Source organism: Nonomuraea gerenzanensis (assembly GCF_020215645.1).
GTDB classification, from domain to species: domain Bacteria; phylum Actinomycetota; class Actinomycetes; order Streptosporangiales; family Streptosporangiaceae; genus Nonomuraea; species Nonomuraea gerenzanensis.
Genome location: NZ_CP084058.1, coordinates 9,215,448 through 9,234,975 on the forward strand (window position 1 = coordinate 9,215,448; position 19,528 = coordinate 9,234,975).

Annotated in this window: 16 protein-coding genes; 8 read left to right on the top strand and 8 right to left on the bottom strand. The window is 69.8% G+C overall.

Going from position 1 to position 19,528, the window contains the following annotated elements:
* Nucleotide 1: 1 nt before the first annotated feature.
* The gene (locus LCN96_RS42800) at nucleotides 2-1,087 is read right to left on the bottom strand and encodes a PrsW family intramembrane metalloprotease (protein WP_225268122.1); all 1,086 of its coding nucleotides are present in this window, start codon (nucleotides 1,085-1,087) and stop codon (nucleotides 2-4) included.
* A 59-nt stretch (nucleotides 1,088-1,146) separates the two neighbouring features.
* Nucleotides 1,147-2,358, bottom strand: coding sequence for an amidohydrolase (locus tag LCN96_RS42805; RefSeq protein ID WP_225268123.1), 1,212 nt, complete (start codon nucleotides 2,356-2,358; stop codon nucleotides 1,147-1,149).
* Between the two features lie 62 nt (nucleotides 2,359-2,420).
* On the opposite strand from LCN96_RS42805, the gene LCN96_RS42810 reads away from it, so the two are divergent.
* From LCN96_RS42810 to LCN96_RS42825, 4 genes are all read left to right on the top strand, one after another.
* On the top strand, nucleotides 2,421-2,792 hold the full coding sequence (locus LCN96_RS42810; RefSeq protein WP_311132070.1) for an ester cyclase: 372 nt from the start codon (nucleotides 2,421-2,423) through the stop codon (nucleotides 2,790-2,792).
* A 27-nt stretch (nucleotides 2,793-2,819) separates the two neighbouring features.
* On the top strand, nucleotides 2,820-3,296 hold the full coding sequence (locus tag LCN96_RS42815; RefSeq protein WP_225268125.1) for a PPOX class F420-dependent oxidoreductase: 477 nt from the start codon (nucleotides 2,820-2,822) through the stop codon (nucleotides 3,294-3,296).
* Between the two features lie 88 nt (nucleotides 3,297-3,384).
* On the top strand, nucleotides 3,385-5,946 hold the full coding sequence (locus LCN96_RS42820; RefSeq protein ID WP_225268126.1) for a glycosyl hydrolase family 18 protein: 2,562 nt from the start codon (nucleotides 3,385-3,387) through the stop codon (nucleotides 5,944-5,946).
* Between the two features lie 279 nt (nucleotides 5,947-6,225).
* Complete coding sequence (locus LCN96_RS42825; RefSeq protein WP_225268127.1) at nucleotides 6,226-7,047, top strand: glycerophosphodiester phosphodiesterase; 822 nt, start codon at nucleotides 6,226-6,228, stop codon at nucleotides 7,045-7,047.
* 15 nt (nucleotides 7,048-7,062) lie between these two features.
* Here LCN96_RS42825 and LCN96_RS42830 read toward each other — a convergent pair whose 3' ends face one another.
* From LCN96_RS42830 to LCN96_RS42845, 4 genes are all read right to left on the bottom strand, one after another.
* Nucleotides 7,063-7,584, bottom strand: coding sequence for a hypothetical protein (locus LCN96_RS42830; RefSeq protein WP_225268128.1), 522 nt, complete (start codon nucleotides 7,582-7,584; stop codon nucleotides 7,063-7,065).
* Between the two features lie 185 nt (nucleotides 7,585-7,769).
* Complete coding sequence (locus LCN96_RS42835) at nucleotides 7,770-10,586, bottom strand: vitamin B12-dependent ribonucleotide reductase (RefSeq protein WP_225268129.1); 2,817 nt, start codon at nucleotides 10,584-10,586, stop codon at nucleotides 7,770-7,772.
* Nucleotides 10,583-11,038: a transcriptional regulator NrdR gene (gene nrdR / locus LCN96_RS42840; protein ID WP_043614619.1), complete on the bottom strand. Its 456-nt coding sequence runs from the start codon at nucleotides 11,036-11,038 to the stop codon at nucleotides 10,583-10,585. The genes LCN96_RS42835 and nrdR overlap by 4 nt, the downstream gene beginning before the upstream one ends.
* Nucleotides 11,039-11,837: 799 nt before the next feature.
* A complete protein-coding gene (locus LCN96_RS42845) occupies nucleotides 11,838-12,149 on the bottom strand; it encodes a LysM peptidoglycan-binding domain-containing protein (protein WP_225268130.1) in 312 nt (103 codons plus the stop codon).
* A 396-nt stretch (nucleotides 12,150-12,545) separates the two neighbouring features.
* On the opposite strand from LCN96_RS42845, the gene LCN96_RS42850 reads away from it, so the two are divergent.
* The 4 genes from LCN96_RS42850 to LCN96_RS42865 all read left to right on the top strand — a co-directional run bounded on the left by LCN96_RS42850 (nucleotide 12,546) and on the right by LCN96_RS42865 (nucleotide 16,539).
* The gene (locus tag LCN96_RS42850; RefSeq protein WP_225268131.1) at nucleotides 12,546-13,211 is read left to right on the top strand and encodes a hypothetical protein; all 666 of its coding nucleotides are present in this window, start codon (nucleotides 12,546-12,548) and stop codon (nucleotides 13,209-13,211) included.
* Nucleotides 13,212-13,640: 429 nt separating this feature from the next.
* The gene (gene lexA / locus LCN96_RS42855) at nucleotides 13,641-14,348 is read left to right on the top strand and encodes a transcriptional repressor LexA (protein WP_080046266.1); all 708 of its coding nucleotides are present in this window, start codon (nucleotides 13,641-13,643) and stop codon (nucleotides 14,346-14,348) included.
* A gap of 447 nt (nucleotides 14,349-14,795) precedes the next feature.
* Nucleotides 14,796-15,770: a GlxA family transcriptional regulator gene (locus LCN96_RS42860; protein WP_225268132.1), complete on the top strand. Its 975-nt coding sequence runs from the start codon at nucleotides 14,796-14,798 to the stop codon at nucleotides 15,768-15,770.
* Between the two features lie 166 nt (nucleotides 15,771-15,936).
* Nucleotides 15,937-16,539: a cysteine hydrolase family protein gene (locus tag LCN96_RS42865; RefSeq protein WP_225268133.1), complete on the top strand. Its 603-nt coding sequence runs from the start codon at nucleotides 15,937-15,939 to the stop codon at nucleotides 16,537-16,539.
* A 183-nt stretch (nucleotides 16,540-16,722) separates the two neighbouring features.
* On the opposite strand, the gene LCN96_RS42870 is transcribed toward LCN96_RS42865, so the two are convergent.
* Together LCN96_RS42870 and LCN96_RS42875 are read right to left on the bottom strand one after the other, a co-directional pair.
* Entirely contained in the window at nucleotides 16,723-18,171 is a 1,449-nt protein-coding gene (locus tag LCN96_RS42870; RefSeq protein ID WP_225268134.1) for a family 43 glycosylhydrolase, read from the bottom strand.
* Between the two features lie 11 nt (nucleotides 18,172-18,182).
* Nucleotides 18,183-19,526 carry a glycoside hydrolase family 43 protein gene (locus LCN96_RS42875; protein WP_225268135.1) on the bottom strand — a complete coding sequence of 448 codons (1,344 nt, stop codon included), beginning with the start codon at nucleotides 19,524-19,526 and terminating at the stop codon, nucleotides 18,183-18,185.
* Nucleotides 19,527-19,528 lie beyond the last annotated feature (2 nt).

The following is a 19,528-nucleotide window of genomic DNA, read 5'->3' on the forward strand; positions in this document are numbered from 1 at the left end:
GTCACCAGCGGCGGGCGCGGGCCATCGCGCCGAGGAGCGCGTCACGTTCCAGGGCGAAGCTGCGCGGCTCCACGCCCTGCCGCTCGGCACGCAGGTGCAGCATGGTCAGCTCGGTCGCCGCCTGCTGGTAGTCACTCATGGCCTGCCCGAGCCCCGCTCCCCTGGCCCACTTGCGCGCCGACTTGCGGGCGGACAACGTGGTGAGCATCCGCACGTCGGCGTCGCTGATCAACCCCGTCTGACGGTACGCGGGCAGGTAGTACGCCATCCGGGCGATGAGGTGGCGCCGCTCGACGACGGTCACGACGATGAGCAGGATCAGTGCCGCCATGATGACCAGGTAGGCGACGCCCAGCCACTCCAGCGAGCCGGTGGTGGCGGCGCCGTTCCACAGGCCGTGCAGGAAGACCGCGCCGCAGTAGCCGAGCGGGATCGCAGCGTAGCGGGCGGAGTTGCGGCTGGTGAGCGCGTACGCGACGCCCAGGCCGATCATGGAGGTGTAGATGGGGTGACCGAGCGGGTCGATCAGCCCGCGCAGCACGAAGAGCTGGACGGCGGCGCCGGCCCCGTCCGCGTTGAACGCCAGCAGGTAGTAGCCGACGTTCTCCACGGCGGCGAAGCCCAGACCGGCCATGGAGGCGTACACGATGCCGTCGGTCAGGCCGTCGATCTCGGCCCGCCGGCGCAGGAGCAGCAGCAGGGCCGAGCCCTTGAGCGCCTCCTCGATGATCGGCGCGAGCACGACGACGCCGATGTTCTCCACGGCCGAGGAGGTGTAGCCGGCCCTGGCGAACAGCTGCTGGCCGGCGAGCGTCAGCGCGATGCCCGCCACGATGGCCACCCCCGCACCCCAGGCGAAGGCGAAGGCGAGGTGCAGCTTCGGCTCCGGTTCGAGCCTGTCGAGCGACAGCACCGCCGCGAGCAGCACCGGCAGGGGCGCCACGGCCAGCAACGCCGACAGGCCGAACCCGATGGGGCCACCGGAGAGCAGCATGACGGCCAGCACGACGAGCGCGATGACTCCGGAGACGACCAGACCGATCAGCAGGGCCTTGCTGGGGCGCTGGACGAGCGGGGGAGCAGTCATGGTGATGCCTCTCTTCCCGTTGGCTTCGCCCACTATGCGCGCCCCGCATCTACAGGCGCTTAAAGGTCGCTTGATTCGCGGTAGTACGGATCGGCCACGACGGGTTCACCGTCGGTGTACGAATACACCTCGCGTCCGTCGATGAACACCTTCAGCGCCCGGCTCATGATGTCGAGCGGGTCGCCGGACCAGATGACCACGTCGCCGTCGAGCCCGGGCCGCAGCGCGCCCACCCGGTCGTCGAGCCCCATGATGCGGGCCGGGTTGACGGTGATCGAGCGCAGCGCGGCGGCCGGGTCGAGCCCCTCCTTGACCGCGAACGTGGCCGAGTGGACCAGGAAGTGGATCGGCACCACGGGGTGGTCGGTGGTGATCGCCACCTCGACGCCCGCCCTGTCCAGGATGCCGGGGTTGCGCAGCGAGCGCTGGCGCAGCTCGACCTTCGACCGGCTGCCGAGCAGCGGGCCGATGATGACCGGCACGTTCCGCTCGGCCAGGACGTCGGCCAGCAGGTGGCCCTCGGTGCCGTGGTTGATCACCAGGCGGTAGCCGAACTCGTCGGCCAGCCGCAGCGCGGTCGCGATGTCGTCGGCCCGGTGGGTGTGCTGGCACCACGGCAGCTCGCCGTCCAGCACGCGGACCAGCGTCTCCAGCGTGCCGTCGCGGTCGAACGGCGTGCCCTCCTGCTCGGCGGCGGCCTTCCTGGCCCGGTAGTCCTGCGCCCGCATCAACGCGTCGCGGATCACCGCGGTCACGCCCTGCCTGGTGGAGGGGAGCTTCTTCTGGTCGCCGTACACCCGCTTGGGGTTCTCGCCGAGCGCGCTCTTGACGCTCACCGGCTGCTTGAGCAACATCTCGTCCACCGACCTGCCCCAGCACTTGATCGCCACGGTCTGGCCGCCGATCGGGTTGCCGGAGCCGGGCTTGATCACCGCGGTGGTGACCCCGCCGGACAGCGCGTCGCCGAAGGCCAGGTCGGCCGGGTTGATGGCGTCGAGCGCGCGCAGCCGGGCGCCGTTCGGGTCGGTCATCTCGTTGGTGTCCTGGCCGGCCCAGCCCTCGGCCTCCTCGTGCACGCCGAGGTGGCCGTGTGCCTCCACGAAACCGGGCAGCACCCACGCACCGGCGGCGTCCACGATCCGGGTCCCCTCCGGCACGGCCACGTCCCGGCCGACCGCGGTGATCTTCCCGTCCTGGATGAGCACGGTGCCGCCGTCGATGGGGTCGCCGTCGACCGGGACAACATATCCGCTGGTAATGGCAAGATTCATGACTTGTAACCTACCGGAGTGGGTAGTGGGCCCGGATGATCGCAGATCTCTACAGACGATGGTTGCTGGAGCTCTGGAACGGCGATCTCCAGCTGGCGCACGAGCTGGTCACCCCCGACTTCGTCGGCCACTGGCCCGGCATGGACGTCTCCGGCCCCGACGGGCTGGTGGAGGCGCTGCGGCAGGGGCACGCGCCGTTCGCCGAGGTCGAGGTCACGCTGGACGTCGGGCCGATCGTGGACGGGGACCTGGTGTCGGCCAGGTGGACGTTCGCGGGCACGTACCGGGGCGGGCTGCCGGGCGTGACGGCGGCCGAGGGCACCCGGATCGCGTTCAGCGGCCACGACATCCTGCGGGCCAAGGACGGGCGGTTCACCGAATACTGGGTCATCTCAGACGCGCAGTCACTCAACCGCCAGCTCGGTATAGGGTGACATTTCGCGATTGATGAGGGCTGGTGCATGACGGAGAACTACGGCCCCGGCGGGGGGCCGGATCCTCTGTCGCCGGGCGACGAGGAGCTGTCGGACCTCCTGGCCGGACAGCGCTTCGGCGCCCTGGCCACCATCCAGGCCGACGGGCGGCCGCAGCTGTCCACCGTCGCCTACACCTGGGATCCCCGCCGGCGCGTGGTGCGGATCTCCACCATCGCCGATCGTCTCAAGGTGCGGCAGCTCCAGAAGGATCCGCGCTGCTCGCTGTACGTGGCCAGCGACGACTTCCGCGTGTTCGCGGTGGCGGAGGGCGAGGCGGAGCTGTCACCGGTGAGCCTGGAGGCCGGGGACGAGGTGGGCCTGGAGCTGCTGGCGATGCGGGGGGCCGCCCTCTCGGAGCCCGAAGCGCAGCTGGCGTTCCTGCGGCAGATGGTGGCTGACCGGCGGCTGGTGATCCGGCTGCGGGTCTCGCGCCTGTACGGGACCGCGCTGCCCGTGGGCTGACCCGCCACGCGACCCTTGTCAGGAGAGCGGGGCGGGCTTACGATCCGGCTAATTGTTAGGAAACTTTCTTTAATGAAAGGTCTCCGACGTGCGCCGATTAGCCACCCCCCTGATCGCCGTCCTCCTGCTCACCACCCTGTACGCCCTCCCGGCCCAGGCCGCGAGCCGCCTGATCGCCACGTTCTCCCTGTCCGGCACCACCGGCACCTTCGTGGTGAGCAACCCGGGCACGACCGCCGTGACCGGCTGGTCGATCGTCTTCGAGCTACCTCCCGGAGTCACCGCCTCCACCCCCCAGAACGCCACCATCAGGCAGAACGGCACCAAGGTCACCCTGACGCCCGCGTTCTACATCAACACCGTGCAACCGGGCAGGACCACGGAGCCGTACAGCCCCAAGCTCGCTCTCAGCTTCCCCGTCCAGCCGGTCAGCTGCCTGATCGACGGCGCGAACTGCGACGGCAGCGGCGGCGACCCGCCCGCCAAGCCGCCGGTCAGCGCCACCTACGACGTGAACGGCACCGCCGCCAAGTTCGTGGTGGCCAACAACGGCACGGCCGCGCTCAACGGCTGGACGATCGTGTTCGACCTGCCCGCCGGGGTCACCGCGAGCAACGCCCAGCACGCCTCGCTCAGCCAGAGCGGCCGTACGGTGACGCTCACCCCCGCGCACTACAACACGACCGTGAACGCGGGCGCGACCACCGAGCCCTACAGCCCGTCCTTCACCGTCAGCGCGGCGGGCGCCGAGCCGGTGAGCTGCCGGATCAACGACCTGAACTGCGACGGCAGCCCCGACGCGCCGCCGGGCGCGCCCGGCAACCTGCGCTCCCCCGCCAGGACCACGAGGACCGTCACGCTGGCCTGGGACGCCGCCGCCCCCGGCAGCCTGCCGATCACCGGATACGAGATCTACAACGGCTCCTCGGTCGCCGCCTCCGTCACCGGCACCACGGCGATCGTGTCCGGGTTGTCGCCCTCGACCGCGTACACGTTCACGGTCAGGGCCAAGGATCGCAAGGGCACGCTGTCACCGGCGTCCGCACCCCTGGCGGTCACCACCCGGAACCCGGCCGACGACACGCAGCCGCCGACGGCGCCGGGTGAGCTGCGCAGCACCGCGCGGACGTCGTCCAGCGTCACGCTGACCTGGGCGGCCTCCTCCGACAACTCCGGCATCGCGAGCTACGACGTCTCCATCGGCTCCTCGGTGGCGGCGACCGTCTCCGGCACCACGGCAGTCGTCTCCGGGCTGTCGCCCTCGACCGAGTACGCGTTCACCGTGCGGGCCCGCGACCTGTACGACAACCTCTCCCCGGCGAGCACACCGGTGCGGGTGACCACGGCGGACATCGTCGAGACCGGCTACGCCCGCGTCGGATATTTCGTGCAATGGGGCATCTACGGCCGCCAGTACTTCGTCCGCAACCTCGACACCACCGGCGCCGCCGCCAAGCTGACCCACATCAACTACGCCTTCGCCAACATCGACCCGCAGAACCTCACCTGTCTGCAGGGCGTCACGAAGGGAACCACCACCGACCCGCAGGATCCGAACCAGGGCGACGGCGCCGGTGACGCGGAGGCCGACTACGGCCGGCCGTTCAGCGCCGCGCAGTCGGTGGACGGCGTGGCGGACACCGGCTGGGAGAAGCTGCGCGGCAACTTCAACCAGCTCAGGAAGCTCAAGCTCAAGCACCCGCACCTGAAGGTGCTGATCTCACTGGGCGGCTGGACGTACTCGAAGTACTTCTCCGACGTGGCGGCCACGGACGCGGCGCGCAAGAAGTTCGTGGCGTCCTGCATCGACATCTACATCAAGGGCGACCTGCCCGCCTACAACGGCGCTGGCGGCCCCGGCACGGCGGCGGGCATCTTCGACGGCATCGACCTGGACTGGGAGTGGCCGGGCGCCGAAGGGCATCCGGGCAACCACGTCAGCCCGGCCGACAAGGCGAACAACACGCTGCTGATCGCCGAGTTCCGCCGCCAGCTCGACGCGCTGACGGCCACGACGGGCAAGCGGTACCAGCTCACGGCGTTCACCCCGGCCGACCCGGCCAAGATCGCCGCCGGCTGGGACCTCCCTGAAGTCACGAAATCTCTGGACATCTTCAATGTCCAGGGGTACGACTTCCACGGCGCGGGCAGCGACAACTCCTGGGAGCCGAACCGCACCGGCCACCAGGGCAACCTGTACCTCGACGCCGACAGCCCGTACGACCCGGACTTCAGCGTCGAACGCGCCGTGGACGTCTACCTCCAGGCGGGCGTCCACCCCCGCAAGATCACGATCGGCCTGGCGTACTACGGCCGCGGCTGGCAACGGGTGGCCGACGGCGGCCGATACGGCGAATGGCAGCAGGCCGGCGGTGCCGCACCCGGTCAGTTCCAGGAGGAGGCGGGCACGCGCGGCTACACGAACCTGCTGGCCATGGTGCCGGGCTGCACGGTCAGGCATGACGAGCAGGCGGTGGCCACGTACTGCTTCACCGGGGACGGTGGGCAGTGGTGGACGTTCGACGACGCCTGGTCGATCGGGAAGAAGACGGCCTGGTTGCGGAGCAAGGGGTTGCTCGGGGCGATGATCTGGGAGATGTCCGGCGACTCCGGCACCCTGACCACCGCACTGGACGCGGGCCTGCGCTGACACCCGACCCCGACCCCGACCCCGACCCCGGGGCGGGGGCGTGCGCGGAGCGCCCCCGCCCCGGCCACCGGCGTGATGGCCCGAGCGCGATGGTTGGAGCGGGGTGGCCGGACCGGGGAGGCGGGAGAGTCCGCGCCTCGGCCGCCACGCCGGTCGGCCCCCCAGGTTTCCGTGTCGAATGCTCATCCGCGCGGCCCCATCGCGTTACTCTGCTCTCAACTGCAAGTCACGAGCCCTTGTCACCGTCGAGTCGTCAGCTCTCCCGAGCCGAGGAGACCCATGTTCCGGCGACTCGCCGTCCTCATCGCGACCTCCCTCTCCCTCCTCCCCCTCGCCACCCCCGCCGAAGCCGCGACCGTGCTCAACGTCGCGCACCGCGGCGCCTCCGCCTACGCCCCCGAGAACACGATCGCCGCCTTCGAGCTGGCCGCCTCACAGGGCGCCGACGTGTTCGAGCTCGACGTCCAGGAGACCAAGGACCACGAGCTGGTCCTCATGCACGACACGACGCTGTCCCGCACCACGGACGCCGAGCGGGTCTTCCCCGACCTGGCCCCGTGGAACGTCGGCGACCTCACGCTCGACCAGATCCGCGAGCTGGACGCCGGCTCGTGGCTGTCGGACAAGTACGACGGCGAGCGCGTGCCCACCCTCGGCGAGGCGCTGCGCGAGATGGGCGGCTCGGGCCTGGGCCTGCTGCTGGAGGTCAAGGCGCCGGAGTTGTACGCCGGGATCGAGGAGCGCCTGGCCGCCGAGCTGCGCCGCCATTCCTCCTGGCTGGCACCGGGCAGGCTGGTGGTGCAGTCGTTCGACTGGGAGTCGATGCGCAGGTTCGACCGGTTGCTGCCCGAAGTGCCGATCGGGCTGCTCGGCACGCCCTCGGCCGGGGAGCTGCCGGGGCTGGCCAAGTTCGCCGACCAGATCAACCCGCCGTACACCACGCTCACGGCCTCGTACGTGCGCCGCGTGCACTCCCTCGGGATGAAGCTGCTCACCTGGACCGTCGACAGCTCGGCCACCATGCGCCGCATGATCGCCTACAGGGTGGACGGCATCATCACCAACCGGCCCGACGTGCTGAGCGACGTCCTCAGCTCCTGACCTGCCCGCGACCGCCTACCGACCACCAGAGGGCGCCGCCGGGACCGGGGCCACCGTGGCCCGGTCCCACGCCGCCCGCAACGCCAGCCAGAAGATCAGCGCATACCCGGCGAACAGCCCCAGCATCGCCGCCATCAACGCCATCTCCGGCAGCCCTGTAGCGTCCATCAGATAGTCGATCACCGCGACGTAGTCCCGCTCCGCCCAGTGCCACACCGCGTACACGATGAGCTGCAGCAACGGGCTCACCACGAACGCGGTCCCGGCCAGCGTCGCCAGCACCCGGGCGGAGCCGCGCCGCGCCGCCAGCAGCCCGATCGCGGCCCAGGCGACCACCTGCGTGACGAGCACCCCGGACACGGCGACCAGTACGTTGCCCCACGGGTCCGGAGCGTTCCTGTTGTAGTCGATGCAGCAGTCCAGTCCGACGATCATGTCCTGGTTGCCGATCAGCCACGCCACGGCCACCATGGCCAGCCTGTGCACCCCGTACAGCACCGCGCCGAACACCACGGCGAGCACCGCGATTCGCCTCATAACCGGCAGCATGACGATCGCAGCGCGCCCGATCCATCCCGCTGTCCGCTACTGGACATCCCGCTCCGGACGCCGGCCGCCCCGAACCTGCCGAGGGGGATCCGGAACTCAGTCCGGCCCCCCCTCGACACCCCGCTCTCAGCGGATCAAGCCGCGACCGCCCGCTGACAGGCCACTACGCGGGTTCAGCTGCAGCCGCTGGTCGAGCCGCAGCCCTCGCACACGTAGCAGCTACCGGCCGGACGCATCTTCGTACCGCACGTCATGCACAGCGGCGCGTCGGCGGTGAAGCGCTGGTGGCTCTCCAGCGTCAGCTCCTGAGTGGCCGGCCGGTCGTCCTCCTTCGGCTGGGCGGCCTCGATCGGCGCCGACTGGGCCAGCGCCTCCCGGTCCACCGTCTCCTGCAGGGCCGCCGGGTCCTCGCCGCGCTGCTGCGCCGCCCGCTCGGCCGCCGAGAAGATGCCCAGCGCCGCCCGCTCGTCGTAGGGCAGGTGGTCCAGGGCCAGGCGGCGGAAGATGTAGTCCATCACCGAGGTGGCCATGCGGATGTCGGGGTCGTCCGTCATGCCCGCCGGCTCGAAGCGCATGTTGACGAACTTGCTCATGTACGTCTCCAGCGGCACGCCGTACTGGAGCCCGATGGAGATCGCCACCGAGAACGCGTCCATGACGCCCGCCAGCGTCGAGCCCTGCTTGGACATCTTGAGGAAGACCTCGCCGAGCCCGTCGTCGGGGTAGGACGAGGCGGTCATGTAGCCCTTGGCGCCGCCCACCGTGAAGCGGGTGGTCATGCTCGGCCGCTGGTTCGGCATGCGCCGCCGGGTCGGCCGGTTGACCTCGATGACCTTGACCTCGGGCTCCTTCGGCTGCTCCTGCTGCTTCTTGGAGCCGTCGCCGGCCGACAGCGGCTGGCCGACCTTGCAGTTGTCGCGGTAGACGGCCAGCGCCTTGAGGCCGAGCTTCCAGCCCTCCAGGTAGACCTGCTCGATGTCGTCGATCGTGGCCGACTCGGGCAGGTTGACCGTCTTGGAGATCGCGCCGGACAGGAACGGCTGCGTGGCCGCCATCATCCGGACGTGGCCCATGGGCGCGATCGCCCGCTCGCCCATCGCGCAGTCGAACACCTCGTAGTGCTCGGGGCGCAGGCCAGGCGCGTCGACGACGTGGCTGTGCTCGCCGATGTACTCGACGATGGCCTCGATCTGCTCCTGCTGGTAGCCGAGCTGCTTGAGCGCCCGCGGGATCGTCTGGTTGACGATCTGCATCGAGCCGCCGCCGACGAGCTTCTTGAACTTGACCAGCGCCAGGTCCGGCTCGATGCCGGTCGTGTCGCAGTCCATCATCAGGCCGATCGTGCCGGTGGGCGCGAGGAGGCTGGCCTGGGCGTTGCGGTAGCCGTTCTTCTCGCCCAGCTTCAGGCACTCCGACCACTGGCGCGACGCCTCGGAGTGGATCTTCGCGTCCATCGAGCCGATCGTGCGCAGGTCGTCGTTGGCCGCGGCGTGCTTGCGCATGACGCGCTTGTGCGCCTCGGCGTTCCTGGCGTAGCCGTCGTACGCGCCGACGACCCCGGCCAGCTCGGCGCTGCGCCGGTAGGACACACCGGTCATCAGGGACGTGATCGCCCCCGCCACGGCACGGCCGCCGTCGGAGTCGTAGGCGTGGCCGGTCGCCATGAGCAGCGCGCCCAGGTTGGCGTAGCCGATGCCGAGCTGACGGTAGGCGCGCGTCGTCTCGCCGATCTTCTCCGTGGGGAAGTCGGCGAACGTGATCGAGATGTCCATCGCGGTGATGATCAGCTCGGTCAGCTTGACGAAGTCGGCCACGTTGAAGGAGTTGTCGTCCTTCAGGAACTTCAGCAGGTTGATGCTGGCCAGGTTGCAGGAGGAGTTGTCGAGGTGCACGTACTCCGAGCACGGGTTGCTGGCCGTGATCCGGCCCGTCTCCGGCGTGGTGTGCCAGTCGTTGATCGTGTCGTCGTACTGCACGCCGGGGTCGGCGCACTCCCACGCCGCCTTGGCCATCTTGCGGAACAGGTCTCTCGCGTCGACCTTCTCGATGACCTCGCCGGTCAGGCGGGCCCGCAGGCCGAAGTCGCCGCCCTGCTCCACCGCGCGCATGAACTCGTCGGAGACGCGCACGGAGTTGTTGGCGTTCTGGTACTGGACGGAGACGATGTCCTTGCCGCCCAGGTCCATGTCGAAACCGGCGTCACGCAGCGCGCGGACCTTGTCCTCCTCGCGCGCCTTGGTCTCGATGAACTCCTCGATGTCGGGGTGGTCGACGTCCAGCACGACCATCTTGGCCGCCCGGCGGGTCGCGCCGCCCGACTTGATCGTCCCCGCGCTGGCGTCGGCGCCGCGCATGAAGGACACCGGCCCGCTGGCCGTGCCGCCGCTCGACAGCAGCTCCTTGGACGAGCGGATCCGCGACAGGTTCACCCCCGAACCCGAACCGCCCTTGAAGATCACACCCTCTTCCTTGTACCAATCCAGGATCGACTCCATGGTGTCGTCCACGGAGAGGATGAAACAGGCGCTCACCTGCTGCGGCGACTGCGTGCCCACGTTGAACCACACCGGCGAGTTGAACGCGAACACCTGGTGCGCCAGCGCGTGCTTCAGCTCGTGGTCGAAGATCTCGGCGTCCTCTTCGCTGGCGAAGTAGCCGTTCTCGAGACCCGTCCTGGTGTAGACGCCGACGACCCGGTCGATCAACTGCTTCAGGCTCCACTCGCGCTGCGGGGTGCCCACGGCGCCGCGGAAGTACTTGGTCGTCACGATGTTGGCCGCGTTCACCGACCAGAACTCGGGGAACTCGACGCCCCGCTGCTCAAAGTTGATGGACCCGTCGCGCCAGTTCGTCATGACGACGTCGCGGCGCTCCCACTGGATCTCGTCATACGGGTGCACGCCGGGCTTGGTGAAGATCCGCTTCATCTTCAGTCCCTTACGCGGACGCTTGCCCCCGCGCGTGACTGAACCGCTGGCCGTCTCCGTCATGACTCCCCCTTCTCCGCCTTCAACTGTTTGATCTCGGCCTCGAAGTCCGCCAGGCTCTCGAAACCGCGATACACCGATGCGAACCGCAGGTAGGCGACCTCGTCCAGCTCCCGCAGCGGGCCCAGGATGGCCAGGCCCACCTCGTTGGAGGGGATCTCGGCCGCGCCCTTCGCCCTGATGGCCTCCTCCACCCGCTGCCCGAGCTGTGCCAGCGAGTCCTCGCTGACCGGCCTGCCCTGGCACGCCCGCCGCACGCCCGCGACGACCTTGTCCCGCGAGAACGGCTCCGTCACTCCGCTGCGCTTGCTCACCATCAGCAGTACGGTCTCCTGCGTGGTGAATCTGCGCCCGCACTCGGGACAGGTGCGGCGGCGCCTGATGGCCGCGCCGTCATCCGTGGAGCGACTGTCGATGACCCTGGTGTCAGGGTGGCGACAGAACGGACAGTGCACGCTTCTCGCCTCCAAGAACCTGCGGCCACCACACGCGCCCTCACCCGCCATGACGGGACGCTCGCGCACACTCCACGGCTGTCCATGGAGCGGTCACGGAAACACAAGGTGTGGTGAACTACATCGGTGTAACTACTAGATGTTGTGGTCCAACCGTAGAAGCGCGCGACCATGAACGCAAGTTGAGCGGACCCATCCGGCCGAAGTCGCTGATCAGCCCACCATCATCATCCGCCTCCGGCGTGTCGCCCTGCGACTGCGATCTTCTTGCAGGTCGGAGCGTCACATCGGTTGCTTGCGGCCTCGATGGTGAACAAACCTCACAAAGGTACCCGAGGAAACGCCCACCATTCCCACCCCTTCGTTCTCACCCGGGAAGGCATGCTTCCACGGACCCGTGGAGGCTTGCTTCCCCGCGCCCCGGAAGGTTGCTCCAAGGCGGGCGAGCCAGGCAGGCGAGGCGACACAGGCAGGCAACGCAGGCAGGTAGGCAACGCAAGCAGGCCAGGCGACGCAGGCAGGCAGGCGACGCGGAGCATGGAAGCGAGGCACGCGGACGACGCAGGCGAGGGCGAGGCAGGCCGGCGAGGCGGCTAGGCGAGGCAGGTGGGTGCACGAGGTGTGGCGGGCGAGGCAGAGCGAGCCAGCGAGGCGAGGACATCGGTGCAACCCCGCAGCACAGCTCACCTCGGTGCGCCCGCCGCCGGGCCCCGACGCCGCCACGTACGGCGTGCCGACATGGCCCAGACCGTCGGCACGGCGAGCGCACCATGACGCGGCAGGACGATCGGCACCGCGATCAGCGTAAGGCGGCAGTGTTCTTCGGGACGTAGATGCGGGTGCCCGGCCGGATGAGCGAGTCGGACAGGCCGTTCAGCCGCTTGATCTCCGCCACCAGAGCCCCCGGGTCATCCCCCTCGGAGAGCGCGTCGGCGATCTCCCACAATGTGTCCCCCTTGTGCACCTCGACCCACGGCAGCCCGGCATGACCGGCCACCACGACCCGCACTTCCGCGTGCCCCGCCGCCCGCGTACCGAGCCAGAACCCACCCAGAGACAGCAAGGCCGCAACCACCACCAGCACGACCCGCCCCCGCCGGGTCAGCCGCACCGGAGCGGCGCTCCTCCTGGAAACACCTGACCGCCTGGCAATAACCGACCGCCCGAAGACACCAGACCGTCCTGAGACACCGGACCGCGCAGAGACACCCCGCTGCGCAGAGACACCAGACCGCACAGAGATGCCAGACCGCGCAGAGACACCCGGCCGCGCAGAGACACCTGGCTGGACAGAAGCAGCTGAGCGCCCGATGACGGCTAGCTGCCCAGAGCCCTCTGAGCGCCCATGGACGTCCGGCCCCCCAGAGGCAGCCGACCGGACGGTAACGGCCGAGCGCCCGAAGGCACGCCGCCGGCCGAAGAAGGCCTGACGTGCGAAGAGCCACAGCCGCCCGCCCACGGCACCCCGCCGCCCGCGGGCACCGCCGTCCCGCCCGAAGGCCCCGTCGTGCCGCAAGGCACCGTCATCCCGAGCGGAGACAGCACCAGCCCGAGCCGGGACGGCCCCTCGCCCGACACGACCATCACCCTGTCCGGCACGACCACCGCCCTGCCCCGCGCGACCAACACCCTGCCTTGCGCGACCGCCTCCCTGTCCAACACGACCACTCCCCTGCCCGGCACGACCACCGCCCTGCCCGGCACGGCCGCTCCCCTGCCCGGCACCACCACCGCCCTGCCCGGCACGGCCACGGCCCGTCCAGGCACGGCCACCGCTCTGCCCGGCACGGCCACCCCCTGTCCAGGCGCGCCCGCTCCCCCGCACAACACGACCATCCCCCTCCCCCACACGGCTGCTTCCCTCTTCCCCCCGACCGCGCCACTCCCCAGCGGAGGCAGCACGCTTCCCGGCGGAGGCTCCACCCCGCTGCCGAGCCGTCAGATCCCCCCGCTGCCCCGCAGAATCGCCGTGGCCCGGCCGGGCACCGGCTCCCCGCGCCCTCTCTCGCCCCCCTGCGCCCTTCCCCCCTCCACTTCGCGTCCCTCGTGCCTCACCCTTCTCACCGGACCTGCGACCCGCCGCGGCGTCGCCCCCCTCACCCTGCCGCCGCTGACCCCTCCCCAGGGGCGGCGAGACAGGGGGATCCGGGGTGTCCTCGCCCGTGCGCGGTGACGGGACGAGCCGCAAATGGGATCTTCCACCACCACTCGAACGGGGCCCCAGCCTCTTGCCCGAATTCCCGCGAACAGCGGACCCCGCCCGCGTATTGTCGGCGCGTCGATCCTCACTCTGCGTGGCATCGGCGATCAGGGTGAGCTGGTTGACGTCTTCGCTGGTCGTGTCCGGATTTGTGGGCGTTCGCATGGATGACCTCCTGCCGTGTGGCCTGAGGAAAAGGCCAAATAAAGATCAGCAAATCGAACACGATGTCGATCGAACTCCCGTACGATGTTGTACACCACGCTGGCGACAATTTCGAGGAAGACTCGAACAATTGTTTGAAGATGATCTTCAACAGCGATACGGTCGCTGTGTGCGACATCAGGACCACGGACCGGGAGGTGCGCCGGTGAGGCGGGCCTCCAGGCGAGGAGGAAGAGCATGACCGAGCGGGATGACGCAAACGGGGTCAGCGACCTCGCGGTGCGCCGGCGAGACTCCCTGGGCTTGACTCCCAGGCAGCGCAAGATCCTCGAAGTGATCCGCGACTCGGTGCAGCAGCGCGGATATCCACCGTCCATGCGTGAGATCGGCGAGGCGGTGCAGCTGACCAGCACGTCCAGCGTGTCACACCAGCTCACCGCGCTCCAGCGCAAGGGCTACCTGCGGCGCGACCCGCACCGGCCGCGCGCGCTCGAGGTCCGCCTCCCCGGCGAGCCCGTGCTCTGGGTCGACCCCGACGCCACCGACGAGGAGCCCACGGTCAACCGCCCGACGGCCGCCTACGTCCCCCTCGTGGGCCGCATCGCCGCCGGTGGGCCGATCCTGGCCGAGGAGAGCGTCGAGGACGTCTTCGCCCTGCCCAAGCAGCTCGTCGGTGAGGGCACGCTGTTCCTCCTGCAGGTCGCCGGTGACTCGATGATCGAGGCCGCCATCGCCGACGGCGACTGGGTGGTCGTGCGCCAGCAGCCCGTCGCGGAGAGCGGCGACATCGTGGCCGCCATGATCGAGGGCGAGGCCACCGTCAAGACCTTCAAGCGCAAGGACGGCCACGTCTGGCTCGTCCCGCACAACCCCAACTACGAGCCCATCCCCGGCGACGAGGCCAGCGTCCTGGGCAAGGTCGTAGCGGTCCTGCGCCGCCTCTGACGGAGGCGGGCCAGGGCCCGGGCGCGCGTCCGACCGCTCGCGCCGCGAACCGGCGCGCGCCGAAAAAACACGCCCTGCGGGTACGCCGTCGCACGGCTACGGCCCTGGGGCGCTGCGTGCTGAGTGGGCTTCCTGTTGACGGCGGAGCCCGGCGTGCTTTTGGACCGTTCCGATCTACGGAGTTTTTGGATCGTTCTCGGCGCGACGATGTGGTGGTGCAGGCCCTTGAGCGTACGGTGGCGGGCAGCGGGCGCGATCTCACGTACCGTCCCGGACCGCGCAGCATGAACCCACCCGTCGCGGGCGGTGCGCGGGACCTGAGAGTACGGGCGCAAGAGCGAGGTGCGACACCAGGTGTAAGCGCAGGCGGCGCGCGGCCGGGCGATGTCCGGATGTGGCAGAACCGCGTCATGGCGGTCATGAAGGCATATTGGCGACAATAGGTGCATGCCCGCTTCACACCGTGTCGTAGTCGCCGTGTTCCCCGACGTCGATCTGCTCGACGTCACCGGCCCCGCAGAGGTGTTCGCGGTCGCGAATCGGGAGATGTCCGGCCGGACGCCCTACCAGGTGCTGCTCGCCGGGCCGGACGGCGGCCAGGTACGCACGAGCGCCGGGGTGCGCCTCGCCACCGACCTGACCTTCGACCAGGTGGGTGACCGGGTCGACACGCTGGTGGTGCCCGGAGCGGTCGATCGGGACGGTGTTCCGGTGATCGATCCGCAGCTGGTGGACTGGATCGCCGACACCGCCCGCCACGCCGAGCGGGTCGCCTCCGTGTGCGTCGGCGCTCACCTGCTGGCCGCCGCGGGCCTGCTCTCGGGCCGGACGGCCACCACGCACTGGGCCACCGCCGAGCGGCTGGCCACCGACCATCCCGACGTCACCGTGGACCCCGACCCGATCTACATCCGGTCGGGCAAGGTGTGGACGGGCGCGGGCATCAGCTCCTGCATGGACCTCGCGCTCGCGCTGGTCGCCGAGGACCACGGCGAACGGCTCGCGCTGGCCGTCGCCCGGCAGCTCGTGATGTACCTCAAGCGGCAGGGCGGGCAGAGCCAGTTCAGCGTTCCGCTCTGGCAGGCGCCTACCGAGCGGCGCGACATCGACGAGCTGCGCGTGTGGATCACGGCGAACCTCACCGCGGATCTGTCGGCGGCGGCGCTCGCCGAGCGCGTCTGCCTGAGTGAGCGGCATTTCGCCAGGGTTTTCCGTAAGGAGACCGGCTCCACCCCGGCCGGGTACGTCGAGGCGGCGCGGGTGGAGGCGGCGCGGCGGTTTCTGGAGGGGACGGATGAGCCGCTCGATCGGGTCGCCACCGCATGCGGGCTGGGGTCGCCGGAGACGCTGCACCGGGCCTTCCGGCGGCGGCTCGGCACCACTCCGGCCGCTTATCGCCGTCGTTTCCGTACCGCTGCCTGACATGCCGCCGGTGGTGATCGGGCTGACAGCTTCCGCGCTCCGACGGCTCGGTCTTCAGCCCCTTTCCATGCCAAGCCCCCGGCCCGGCCACTAGCCGCTTCTCATCCCAAGCTTCCGGCTCGCCAGGCCGGTGATTCACCCTGCCCTACAACCGAAGGAGGAGACCATGACCGTCTCGACGACCCTGCGTGATGTGATCGGCCTCGACAATGCGCTGCCGGCTCTGTCCGCCAGCACGCTGATCCTGATCGACCTGCAGAACACCTACCGCACCGGCGTCATGGCCCTGCCCGATGCCGAGCGCGCGCTGGACTCGGCGGCTCGACTGCTGGAGCGGGCCCGGGCTGCCGGGACCTCGGTGATCCACGTCATCAATGACGGGGGTGAAGGGACTCCTTACGACATCCGCGCGGAGATCGGGCAGATCGCTCCTCAAGTGGCGCCTCAGGATGGCGAGCCGGTCGTTGTGAAGGGGTTCCCGAATTCCTTCCACGAGACCAGCCTTCTGGAGACGCTGCGTGGGCTGGAGGCTGGGCCTGATCTGGTGCTGGCGGGGTTCATGACGCACATGTGCGTGCAGTTCACCGCTCAGGGGGCGTTCAATCTCGGTTACCGTCCTACCGTGGTGGCGGAGGCGTGTGCGACGCGGTCGTTGCCGGGTGTGGAGGGTACGACGATCGCGGCCGAGGCTCTGCACGCTGCCGCCTTGACCACGATCGGCGATCTGTTCGGCCCCGTCGCCGCGAATGTGGCCGACCTGCCCGCCTGACCGTGCCTGGCCGATCTGCCCCTCGCCTTGCCGCGCCCGTGCCCGGGCCAGAGCCAGGGGCAGAGCCAGGGGCAGGGGCAGGGGCGGGGGCAGGGCTTCGCATCGGGCAGGCGGTCTGGTAGCGCAGCGCGGGACGAAGGCGCCGGGTCGGATGGCGTGCGGCCGGGTCACTCCCCTGCCCGATCACTCCAGAACAAAGCTCGCACTCCCCCGGAACACCGCAGCCCCATCATCCCGCTCCACCCAGACCTGCCCCGCCCGATGCCGCACGTAATACCCAGGAAAGTTCACGGACTCGAACGAAACAGTCCCACTCCCCACCAACCCACCCCGCCGCACGAAACTGGCATCAGAGGAGAACAACGCGGATCCGTCCCGCCGCTCCACCCACGCCTCATGGTTGCGATGCCGCAGGTAGTACCCGGGATAGTTGGCAGACTCCAACGACACGGTCCCGCCACCCGCCAACCCACCCACGATCCGGAACTGCGAATCAGCCAACGGCGTCACATCGGCCTCGATCCGCGCCCGGAAGTTCCAGTGCCGCACCGCCGACCCCGGCGTGTCGTACGCCATCAGGCGCACCGGCGTCACCCCGTCCGCGACCGGGATGCCGAAGTCGGGGGTGCCGTCCGCGCGCCAGTACACCTTCTGCACCCGCGTACGGCGGTTCGGGTCGTTCAGGGGGTCGCCGGAGATGTCGCGGTAGTTGCGGTCGTGGTAGACGAGCAGGTCGCTCTGCCCGTCCTCGGAGGTGGTGAAGGAATTGTGGCCGGGGCCGTACTGGCTGGTGGCGGCGTTGCTGGCGAAGACGGGGCTCTGGCTCTTGGTCCAGGAGGAGGCCAGGAGGGGATCGGCGGAGGAGGAGGCGGTCAGCAGGCCGACGCAGTAGTTGGCGTCGGTGGCGCTGGCCGAGTAGGTCAGGAAGAGGCGGCCGTTGCGCTGCAGGACCGCGGGGCCTTCCGCGACCTTGTAGCCGCGCGTCTCCCAGGCCAGGGTGGGGATGGTCAGGCGGGTGGTGGGACCGGTGATCGTCCAGGGGTTGGCGCCCATGCGGGCCAGGTAGAGGTTGGAGTTGGTGGCGATGCCGGGCTCCTGCTGGGCCCAGAGGAGGTAGCGCACGCCGCCGGTGACGAACGTGGTGGCGTCCAGGGAGAAGGTGTCCCAGGGGGTGGTGATGCGGCCGCGTTCGGTCCAGGTGCCGGTCAGGGGGTTGGCGGCGGCGTTCTCCAGGACGTACATGCGGATGCGCCAGACGTCGTCGGCGCGGCCGGCGGCGAAGTAGACGTACCACCTCCCGTTGATGAAGTGGATCTCCGGGGCCCAGATGTGCGCGCCCATCTCGCCGGTGGTGTGCCTGCGCCAGATGACGCTCTCGGGCGCGGTGGCCAGGCCCTGGACGGTGGTGGCACGGCGCAGCACGATGCGGTCGTACTCCGGGACGGTGGCGGTGAAGTAGTAGTAGCCGTCGGTGTGGCGGAAGATGTGCGGGTCGGCGCGCTGGGCGGCCAGCGGGTTGGTGTACTGCACCGCCGGCGAGGCGTGCGCGGCGCCGGGCGACAGGAGGTTGGCGGTCACGGTGAGCAGCGTAGCCAGGACGAGGAGCACGGCTTTCCCGCGAGAGGGGCGCATGGGAGTGTCCTTCAGGAGAGGGGGGAGGTGACCGTGTACGAGGCGTCGCCGGCGAACACCGAGCCGGACGCCCGCAGGTCGAGCCGCAGCTCGTAGTTGTAGTGCCGCAGGTAGCGCCCCGGCAGGTTGTAGGACTCGAACGACGTCGTGCCGCCGCCCGCGAGCCCCGCCCGCCCGCAGAAGGTGGCGTCGCCCTTGAACAGGGCCGAGCCGTCGTCGCGTTGCAGGGTGAGCCGCAGGTTGTGGTGCCGCAGGTAGTAGCCGGGCTGCGTGGCCGACTGGAAGGAGTAGCAGCCGGAGTGGGCCAGCCCCGCCGCGACGGTGAACGTGGCGGACTGCCGATCGGCGAGCGCGCTGGAGGACGACAGCGGGTCGAGGTGGGCCAGGCCACCACGGTGGCGTACATACCGATCCGGGAAGTTGGCCGAGCGCAGCGAGCGGTTGCCGGTGGGCACGGCGGTGCTGTCGCCGACGTCCTCGCGCAGCACGGTGAAGTGCCTGGCGGTCCCGGACAGACCGGTCAGCTCGACCCTGGCCCCGAACGTCGACAGGTCGGAGCTGTCGGCGTAGTAGTAGCGCCCGCCGGTGTAGTTGTCGAAGTAGATCCGCCACCTGCCGTCCGGCAGCCGTGTCAGCGCCGGGCCCTCCAGCCCCGGCCCCCAGCCGGCCCAGTTCCCCGTGCCGGTGAACGTCCACGGCCCGGTGAGCGAGGTGGCGGTGGCGTGCTCGATGTACTTGGTCGTTTCGTTCTTGAGGAAGTTGTGGTAGGTCGAGCCGGACTTGACCACGAAGCTGTCGATGTAGTTGGCCGGGATGCCCAGCGGGACCGGGGCGCTCCAGGCGGACAGCGCGCTGTTGGTGGCGGTGATCCGGTACGGCCTGAACTGCCCGGCGGTGCCGGTCGTGGAGGCGGAGTAGATGACGTGCACACTGCCGTCGGAGTCCTTGAACCACTCGGGCGCCCAGGTGCTGCCGGTGGCGCCGTTCAGGCCGACGGTCACGTTGCGCAGGAACGTCCAGGTCACGGTGTCGGCGCTGCGGGCGAAGCCGATGGTGTCGCCGGTCCAGTTGGTGGTGTGGACGAGGTAGTAGTAGCCGTCGGTGTGGCGCATCACGCTGGGGTCGCGGATCAGGCCGGACGGCGGGGTGTAGGCGTTGGCCCTGATGAGGTTGTAGGTGCCGGCGTTGAAGGAGTCGTAGACGTACAGGTTGGACTCGCTGGCGTTGGTGAAGGCCGTCATGAGGTAGTGCGGGGCCGGGCCGGCGGCGTGCGCGGCCGTGGGCGGTGTCAGGACGGTGGCCAGGGCGGTGGCCAGGGCGACGACCATGAGCACCAGGCATGAGCGGGTACGCATCC